This window comes from uncultured Dokdonia sp. (genome assembly GCF_937910895.1).
Taxonomy (GTDB): Bacteria; Bacteroidota; Bacteroidia; order Flavobacteriales; family Flavobacteriaceae; genus Dokdonia.
Genome location: NZ_CALEMI010000069.1, coordinates 1 through 8,553, shown reverse-complemented (window position 1 = coordinate 8,553; position 8,553 = coordinate 1). Strand labels below are relative to the sequence as shown.

The window sequence follows — 8,553 nt, the reverse complement described above, 5'->3', positions numbered from 1 at the left end:
CGTGCCGCTTTTTTAAATAGTGAAGGGCAAGAACAATTGGTTGTATTCTTTGAAATTACATCTTCCCCTGATGGTTCTGTACAACGAACGGAATTTACGGAAGTGTTGAGCGAAGAAGATATTCAGGCAATAGGTAACTCAATTCAACTAGCAAATGAAGTGATCCTAACCACCAATGGAGCCCCTATAAATGGAGAATTATCCCTTCAAAGCAAGGCAATTTACAAACTAGAGTTTTCTGACCTATAACGTATGAGAATAATTCTTTTCATATATATAGTCTTTATTGCGACACAGCTATGTGCGCAAAACAAGCAGTTGCTCTATAATGTAGATGATCTACCACAAACATTATTGAGTAATCCAGGGGCAGCTATCTCTTTTGAAAAACATATTGGGATTCCATTTTTTTCAGGGATATCATTTAACGCAGGTTCCACTGGGGTGAGTGTGTATGATATTTTTCAGGAAGGTGGTGATATTAATACACGTATCCGAGATGCTATCTTTAGATTAGATGCTAAAGATGCTTTTGTTGTTAATCAGCAATTGGAATTAGCTTCCTTTGGATGGAAAAGTAGATTTACAAACAACTATTATTCAGCGGGTCTTTATCAAGAAACAGATGTGATTGCTTATTTTCCCAAAGATATTGCTGTACTAGCCTACGAAGGGAATGCTAATTACTTAAATATACCTTTTCAATTTTCAGATGTGTCTGTTGCTGCCGAAGTACTTTCGGTATATCACTTTGGGATAAATAAAGAGATTTCTAAAAAATGGAGAGTAGGAGCTAGGGCAAAACTATACATGAGTATCGCAAATATTAATAGTACAGACAATGAAGGTGTTTTTATAACAACAACGACACCTGAGGGTCCTAACTTTTTACAGCATCAGGTACTAAATGCATCTATAACTGCTAATACCTCTGGTTTGCGATCTATTATAGATGGTGATGCTGGCGCAGGTAAAGCGGTAGGAAGAGCGATATTAAGTAATAACCTTGGGATAGGTTTTGACATAGGTGCTACACATACAATTGATGACCATTGGACAGCAACTGCAAGTATTATTGATGTAGGAGCTATATTTCATACAAAAGATTTACGCAATTATAGACTGTCTGGTAGTTATGAAACCAGCGGGATAAATCTGCAATTTCCTGATGTTTTAGATGGAGAAGAATTAACTGACTATTGGCAAAACCTAGAAGATGAGTTTGAAGAAAACATTCCTTATGAAGATGAGTTAGAAAATAGTTATACTACGTGGAGACCTACAAAATTTAATGCCTCAGTCAATAGAGGTTTAGGTAAAAATTTGAATGGCGATTGTGACTGTACAAATAGTGGTGTAGATCGGTATGCTACCAATGTAGGGATTCAATTATATGGTATAAAACGCCCAAAATCATTCCAAGGAGCTGCCACAATGTATATAGATAGATCTTGGAATCGGTTTTTAAGAACCAAGATGACTTATACCTATGATGCATTTTCTAAGAAGAATGTAGGAGTTCTAATTTCAACAAAAATTAATAAATTTAATGTTTATCTTGCAGCAGATAATATATTAGATTATTCCAATCTGGCAAAGGCTCAAAGCGCTTCTGTACAGCTTGGTTTTCAGTTACTTTTTGATCCTGAATAAAAAATGAAACTATCATTAATTGCACTACTCTTACTGATCCATGTCACTTCCTTTGCACAAAGCGTACAGGATTACCAATATGTAATCATTCCAGAAAAATATGACTTTGCAAAAAACATAGATGAATATCAATTAAACTCCCTCACACAATTCTTATTTAATAAGTATGGATTTGAGGCCTACAAAGAACGAGATGAAAAACCTTTTGGGTTTGAATACGGTAGTTGTGATGCGCTGTATGCAGATGTAGAGAGTGATTCTAACTTCCTTGTAGCAAGATTAAAAGTGGTTTTAAAAGATTGTGAAGGACAGGTCGTTTTTACATCCGAACAAGGGAAAAGCAAAGAAAAAGACTTTAAAAGAGCCTATCACGAGGCATTGCGTAAAGCATTTATTTCTATAGAAGAATTAGAATATACCTACAACGGAACATCTCATGAAGACACAAAGTCTGACGAGACCGTTACTTCTAAAAAACCTGAGATTAAAATAGTAGAAGAGCAAATAAAGCCAAAACAAGAAGAAGCTGTCAAAGAGATAGAAGAACAAGTAATAGTACAAATAAAAGAGATGTCTTCTATCACAGGATCCTATCAAAGTGCTGATGGTTTTTATACACTTGTTGTAACAGAAGATAACCTTACCATTTTTGAAGGAACACAAAAGATAGGCACCGCAATCACCAATGACAACAAAATGTATGAGGTGTTGACCACTCAGTTTAGTGGAAAAGGATATTTTAAAAATAACACCTTCATTGTAGATCGTGTTGTAAAAGGAATAGGTGTTGTACAAATGATATTTTCAAAAAGCGAATGAAACAATTTTTAACCATAGGTTTAGCCCTTTTTTTTCTAGGCTGTGGTCAGGAAAAAGAGACTAAAAATACCACCACAGTATCTGAAGAAAAAACAGATAAAACGCAGGACCTCTTTGAATTGATTCCTAGTTCAGTGAGTGGTATTACATTTTCAAATACACTTAAAGAAAATGTGGGATCGATAGAGAATCTATTTGATTTTGATTATTTCTATAATGGCGCTGGAGTAGGAGTGGCAGATATTAATAACGATGGTCTTCAAGATCTTTTCTTTACAGGAAATCAAGTAGAAAATAAATTATATCTTAATAAAGGAAACCTTCAATTTGAAGATATTTCTGAGCAAGCGGGTATCAATACGGGCAAGCAATGGGCAAACGGAGTTACCTTTGCCGATGTCAATAATGACGGATGGTTGGATATTTACGTATCACAAGGCGGTCCAAAACAAGCCGTAGATCGCAAAAATCTATTATATATAAATTTAAAAGATAACCGCTTTCGCGAAAGCGCACAAGAATACAACCTCGCCGATACAGGCATCAGTACACAATCCGTGTTTTTTGATTACGATAATGACGGTGATCTGGATTGCGTTGTTTCCAATGAAAATGAATTCTATGGGCTTGATCCGCAGCGCTTTTTTGCCACTATGAATTTAGGTGAGAATCTGGAAAAAAGCAGTGTGCAATTCTATGAAAATACGGGAAGCTCCTATACCAAAATAACCAAAAAAGCGGGGCTTCTTAAAGCAGCATTTGGATTAGGAATTACCGTAAGTGATATCAATAATGATGGATGGCTAGATATTTATATCGCCAATGATTATTATGTGCCAGATGCGATGTACATCAATAATCAAAACGGCACATTTACAGACCGGATTAAAGAGTACACAAAGCAAGTTTCTTTCTTTGGGATGGGGGTAGATATTGCCGATATAAATAATGATAATCTTCAAGATATTTTTGTATTGGACATGGCAGCCAGTGACCATGTGCGCTCCAAAACATTGATGGCAAGTATGGATGTAGATCGGTTTTCTATGCTCGTAGATGATTTTGGATTTCAACACCAATACATGTTTAATTCGTTGCAATTAAACATGGGAGGAAACCATTTTAATAATGCCGTACATCAAGCCAAAATGGCAAAAACAGATTGGAGCTGGGCAGGACTTATCGCCGATCTAGATAATGATTCGTATCGCGATGTGTACGTGACTAATGGCTACAGAAAATATGCCCTAGATAACGATATTCAGAATCAAGTGCGAGATACCCAAAAAGCCTTTGGAGGAAAAGTGCCACTAGATGTAAAGCAAAAGTTGTACGACGCAATGCCAACTGAAAAGTTGAGTAATATTATGTTTCATAATGACGGTAATCTTCAATTTAAAAATAAAGGATATCAATGGGGACTAGCCGTAGCGTCTTATTCTAACGGCGGTGCCTATGCAGATTTGGATAATGATGGTGATTTAGAATTGATCGTAAATAATATTGACGATGAGGCATTCTTGTTCAAGAATACAAGCGTAGAGAAGGAAGTCGGAAACTATCTACGGATTGCTTTAAAAGGAACTACCTCGGAGACTTTTGCCAAAGTAACGATAGCCTACGAAGATCAATCACAAATTTACGAATCCAAAAGAGCAAAGGGATATCTTTCGGCTACAGAAAATATTGCACATTTTGGGTTAGGTACTACTGAGACTCTAGATAAGATTACGGTACAGTGGCTTTCAGGTAAAATGGAAGAGCGTACAAATATTTCCGCAAATACGACCATGACATTTGTAGAGGATGCGGCAATTCTATCGGGAGATCCTATATTTAAAACGGATACAGATACGGAGTACGCTTTCGCGAAAGCGGAAACAACGTATGGACTCGATTTTATTCATACCGAAAATGTCTATAATGATTTTGCTAATGAAGTCTTACTGCCTTACAAGCAATCTACGTTAGGACCATATATGACCAAAGGAGATGTGAATGGAGATGGGTTGGATGATGTATATGTAGGTGGTGCTTCAGGACAGTCAGGACAATTATTCCTTCAAACAGCAAGCGGATTTTTAACATCAAAACAAACCGCTTTTGAAGTAGATGCCATTCAGGAAGATATGGAATCTATCCTTTTTGACGCCGACGGAGATCAAGACTTAGACTTGATTGTGGTGAGTGGAGGAAATGAGTTTGCGTCAAATGCTTCAACGTATGAGAACCGGTATTATCAAAACGATGGCAAAGGGATATTTACCAAAGTCGTTTTTGATACCAATGAAACTACAGGATTTTTATCAAGTAAATCCATAACAACCATCGATTATGATAGCGATGGAGATCTTGATATCATTGTTGGGAACCGCATTCAACCGCAACATTTCCCTGTAAGTGCGCCTTCTCAAATTTATCAGAATAATGGAGGGACTTTTATTAACGTCACAGCACAAATAGCCCCTGGATTACTAGATTTTGGCATCGTAAATAAAGTAATCGCTACCGATTATGATGCCGATGGCGATGATGATTTTATGATCGTAGGGGAGTGGTCTCATATCGGAGTTTTTAAAAATGATAAGGGTGTATTTACAGATGTTTCGAAAGAAATAGGTCTTGATACAGAAAAAGGCTGGTGGTTTGCCATCACAGAAACCGATGTTAATAAAGACGGTCTTCCCGATTATATTGTGGGAAATATAGGGGATAATGTAAAATATAAAGCGTCTCAAAAAACACCTTTTAAAGTATTTGCTTCAGATTTTGATGACAATGGAACGTTTGACTTAGTGCTAAGTAGTAGTTATAATGGTAATTATGTACCTGCAAGAGGGAAGGAATGTTCTACACAACAAATGCCTTTTATCTCAGAAAAGTTTGAAACGTATAATGCTTTTGCAAATGCTACTTTAAAAGATATTTATGGGGAAAAGTTAGAGACAGCGTATCAAAAAGAAGTAACTACATTTTTTTCAAAACTCTTGCTTAATAAAGGCAATGGCACTTTTGATGTCTCTGTATTACCCACAAGTGTACAGACAGCTCCTGTATTAAGTGTGATTACAAAAGACGTGAATCTTGATGGGTATGAAGATGTGATTGTAATAGGGAATATTTATGAAACCGAAGTAGAAACACCAAGATATGATGCTGGAAATGGCGTGGTGTTGTTATCCAATCAAAAAGATGGATATACAGCATTATCTGCAATGGAATCAGGATTGTATGTAGGGGGGAATGCTAAGAGTCTTTTAAAAGTATCTCACAAAGGTTTAGAAAAAGAAATAGTACTTGTAGGAGTAAATGATGGACCTCTTAAAGTAGTCACTTTCAAATAGGCTTAATAGCCATATTTGTCATTCCATCGTAGCTTTAGAAAATCTCTAAGACTTTTTTCTCTAGCAGAAGAACCTGGATCATATAATTTTGTATTTACTATTTCTTCTGGTAAAAATTCTTGATGTGCAAAGTTGCCAGGATAATCATGCGCATATTTATATGCTTCCCCATAGCCTAACTCTTTCATTAATTTTGTGGACGCATTGCGCAAATGTAACGGAATACTAAGATCCCCTGTTTCTTTTACGAGTTGTTGCGCTTTATTAATCGCCATATAGGAAGCATTACTTTTGGGTGAACTCGCAAGATAGGTGACGCACTGACTTAGTATGATTCTGGCTTCTGGATATCCAATGGTATTCACTGCCTGAAAACAGTTGGTGGCTACCACTAAAGCGGTTGGATTTGCATTCCCAATATCTTCTGAGGCAGCAATGATCAATCTACGGGCAATAAATTTTACATCTTCACCACCTTCTATCATTCTAGCTAGCCAATACACTGCTGCATTAGGATCACTACCCCTAATAGATTTGATAAAAGCAGAAATAATATCATAGTGTTGCTCTCCCGTTTTATCGTAGAGAACTGTGTTTTTTTGAATCTTTGACATCACAAGGTCGTTTGTGATCGTCACCTTGTCAGAAGGTTCTGTGGTCACTACAAGTTCAAAAATATTAAGCAATTTCCGAGCGTCTCCTCCACTTAATCGTAATAAGGCTTCAGTTTCTTCAAGTGCTATTTTTTTACTTTTGATGACGCTATCCTCTTCCATAGCGCGTTGTAGCAACGCTTCTAAGTCTTCTTTTCCAAAAGGTTTAAGAATATACACTTGACATCGCGACAAAAGGGCAGGAATCACTTCAAAACTTGGATTTTCTGTCGTAGCTCCAATCAAAGTAACCCATCCTTTTTCTACGGCACCTAGTAGGGAATCTTGTTGTGATTTGCTAAAACGATGAATCTCATCGATGAATAGAATAGGGTTTTTTTGTGTGAACAAACCCCCACTTTGTTTTGCTTTGTCAATAACTTCTCTTATGTCTTTTACCCCACTGTTAATAGCACTTAGCGTATAAAAAGGGCGTTTAGATTCATTAGCAATAATAGTGGCTAAAGTTGTTTTTCCTATCCCTGGAGGTCCCCAGAGAATAAGTGACGGAATCACCCCAGCATTGAGTGCCTGACGTAAAGAACCCTGTTCTCCAACAAGATGAACTTGACTTAAGTAGTCTTCCAATTTTTTAGGTCGTAAACGTTCTGCTAGTGGTGTATTCATAACATAAAAATAGGTATTTTATAAGTGATAAGAATGACAATATTGCGGTATTATTATATTTGGCTAGTTCTTTGCGCTAACTAAAATATGAATTCAAAACCTTCATCTTTCCAATTTTATAATGGGGTCATCGTATACCCTGTTGGTTTTGTATTGCTGATATGGATCGTATATTGGATTGAGATACGTTTTGGTGTAAATTTTAGTCCGTATGGCGTAAAACCGCACACAGCTCTTGGTTTGCGCGGTGTACTCTTTTCGCCTTTTATACACGGAAGTTTGTCACATTTATGGCATAATACCGTTCCTTTATTTGTGTTGAGCACGGCACTTTTTTATTTCTATCATAAAATTGCTTGGCGTGTATTTTTCTTACTTATTATTTTAAGTGGTATTGGTACTTGGCTTATTGGGCGTTCTGCATATCACATAGGTATGAGTGGTGTTATATATGGTCTTGTGTCTTTTTTGTTTTTTAAAGGAATTAGAGCCAAGCATTATAGGCTTATTGCACTTTCATTACTTATTGTTTTCTTGTATGGCGGCTTGGTTTGGGGAACATTACCTGTAGATGAGAAGGTTTCTTGGGAAGGACATTTGGCTGGATTTATAGCTGGAGGGATACTAGGTTTTTGCTTTCGCGAAAGCGTAGCCAAGCCCCCTAAATATGCATGGGAAGCAGAAGATTACAACGAAGAAGAAGATCCTTTTATGCGTCAATTTGACGAGCATGGTAACTTTATAGAAATAGAAGAAGTTGTAGAGGAAGAAATGGAGGAGGAGCCAACCATTAATTATATCTACAAAGAAAAAGATTCTAAGCCTGAATCATAAACTACGCAAGACGTTGTCTTACGGCTTCATACAACAACACGCCACAAGCAACCGATACATTTAGAGATGCGATATTACCTTGCATAGGGAGACTTGCCAAATGATCACTTATTTTTAGTACACCAGGAGACACACCTCTATCCTCACTACCCATAACGATAGCAGTGGGTTTTGTGATGTCTAATGTATAGATGTTTTCTTCGCTTTTTTCTGTTGCTGAAATTACTTGCACTCCTGAACCTTGGAGGTAATAAATGGCATCTTTAAGGTGATCTACTTTTGCAATAGGTACCTGAAAAGCTGCTCCTGCAGAGGTTTTAACTGTATCTGCATTGATAGGCGCACCTCCCTTTTTAGGGATAATAATCCCATGCACCCCTGTACAAGCTGCAGTACGTATGATAGCCCCAAAATTACGCACATCAGACAACTGATCCAATAAGATAAATAAGGGTGTTTGTCCTGACTCTATGGTTTGTATAACGAGTTCTTCAAAATCATGAAATGTAATAGGAGAAATGGTAGCAACAGCTCCTTGATGATTTTTTTGAGTGAGCTTATTTAATTTTTCAATAGGAACATACGAAGTTTGTATCCCATTTTTTTTGATAGTTTCTTTCAAT

At 36.9% G+C, this 8,553-nt stretch carries 7 protein-coding genes; 5 read left to right on the top strand and 2 right to left on the bottom strand.

Features of this window, described 5'->3' with window-relative positions:
* From Q0505_RS08770 to Q0505_RS08755, 4 genes are all read left to right on the top strand, one after another.
* On the top strand, positions 1–249 hold a 249-nt coding region (locus tag Q0505_RS08770; protein ID WP_299211563.1), incomplete at its 5' end, for a hypothetical protein.
* 3 nt (positions 250–252) lie between these two features.
* Positions 253–1,653: a DUF5723 family protein gene (locus Q0505_RS08765; RefSeq protein WP_299211560.1), complete on the top strand. Its 1,401-nt coding sequence runs from the start codon at positions 253–255 to the stop codon at positions 1,651–1,653.
* 3 nt (positions 1,654–1,656) lie between these two features.
* Positions 1,657–2,472, top strand: coding sequence for a hypothetical protein (locus tag Q0505_RS08760; RefSeq protein ID WP_299211557.1), 816 nt, complete (start codon positions 1,657–1,659; stop codon positions 2,470–2,472).
* Positions 2,469–5,816: a VCBS repeat-containing protein gene (locus Q0505_RS08755; protein ID WP_299211554.1), complete on the top strand. Its 3,348-nt coding sequence runs from the start codon at positions 2,469–2,471 to the stop codon at positions 5,814–5,816. The genes Q0505_RS08760 and Q0505_RS08755 overlap by 4 nt, the downstream gene beginning before the upstream one ends.
* A gap of 2 nt (positions 5,817–5,818) precedes the next feature.
* Here Q0505_RS08755 and Q0505_RS08750 read toward each other — a convergent pair whose 3' ends face one another.
* The gene (locus Q0505_RS08750; protein ID WP_299211551.1) at positions 5,819–7,096 is read right to left on the bottom strand and encodes a replication-associated recombination protein A; all 1,278 of its coding nucleotides are present in this window, start codon (positions 7,094–7,096) and stop codon (positions 5,819–5,821) included.
* Between the two features lie 87 nt (positions 7,097–7,183).
* Here Q0505_RS08750 and Q0505_RS08745 point away from each other — a divergent pair, with 87 nt between their 5' ends.
* On the top strand, positions 7,184–7,930 hold the full coding sequence (locus Q0505_RS08745) for a rhomboid family intramembrane serine protease (protein ID WP_299211548.1): 747 nt from the start codon (positions 7,184–7,186) through the stop codon (positions 7,928–7,930).
* A gap of 1 nt (position 7,931) precedes the next feature.
* On the opposite strand, the gene rlmB is transcribed toward Q0505_RS08745, so the two are convergent.
* Positions 7,932–8,553: 23S rRNA (guanosine(2251)-2'-O)-methyltransferase RlmB (rlmB, locus tag Q0505_RS08740; protein WP_299211545.1), on the bottom strand; the 622-nt coding region annotated here is incomplete at its 5' end.

What these genes read in the sequence shown, in the direction of transcription:
- Q0505_RS08745 (WP_299211548.1), top strand. Translation starts at nt 7,184, where the DNA reads ATGAATTCAAAACCTTCATCTTTCCAATTTTATAATGGGGTCATCGTA.
- Q0505_RS08755 (WP_299211554.1), top strand. Translation starts at nt 2,469, where the DNA reads ATGAAACAATTTTTAACCATAGGTTTAGCCCTTTTTTTTCTAGGCTGT.
- Q0505_RS08760 (WP_299211557.1), top strand. Translation starts at nt 1,657, where the DNA reads ATGAAACTATCATTAATTGCACTACTCTTACTGATCCATGTCACTTCC.
- Q0505_RS08765 (WP_299211560.1), top strand. Translation starts at nt 253, where the DNA reads ATGAGAATAATTCTTTTCATATATATAGTCTTTATTGCGACACAGCTA.
- Q0505_RS08750 (WP_299211551.1), bottom strand. Translation starts at nt 7,096, where the DNA reads ATGAATACACCACTAGCAGAACGTTTACGACCTAAAAAATTGGAAGAC.